Genomic DNA, 448 nt, shown 5'->3' on the forward strand with positions numbered 1-448 from the left:
GTAGATCAGCTCCAGGGCGACCGTCCCCGTCCACTGGGTGAAGGTCGCCGCCGGGTAGACGGCGTGGAAGAGCGTCCCCGGCTCGGCCCGCACCTCCAGCGGGGCGAAGTGCCCGGCGTTGGTCTGCTCCCCCGGCGTGGTGATCGCCTTGAACGCGACCCGGCAGGTCGCGATGGTCGCGCCGAACGGGAGGTTGACCGGCCCCGCGGTCGCGCCGGACGACCCGGCGAAGTCGACGGTGAAGGTGCCGTCGGCGACGGTGACGGTGACCTGCATGCGGACCGGGTCCTCGGTGACGCCGTCGTCGTCCAGCCAGTCGACCGCCGTCCACGACCCCTGCGGGAGGCGGGCGACGGCCTCGGCGGTGGACTCCGCGGCGGCGGCGATCACGGTCTCGACGACGGAACCGACGACGTCCGCGCCGTAGCGGGTGTAGAGCTCGCGGACG

At 73.7% G+C, this 448-nt stretch carries 1 protein-coding gene; it reads right to left on the bottom strand.

Translation table 11 applies throughout. The features are described 5' to 3' along the window. Positions 1-448 (bottom strand): hydantoinase B/oxoprolinase family protein (locus ACSC1Q_RS43125; protein WP_436764532.1); only part of this gene is annotated, 448 nt, incomplete at both ends.

Origin of the sequence: Streptosporangium heterodermiicola, from assembly GCF_051390675.1 — a bacterium.
Lineage (GTDB): Bacteria > Actinomycetota > Actinomycetes > Streptosporangiales > Streptosporangiaceae > Streptosporangium.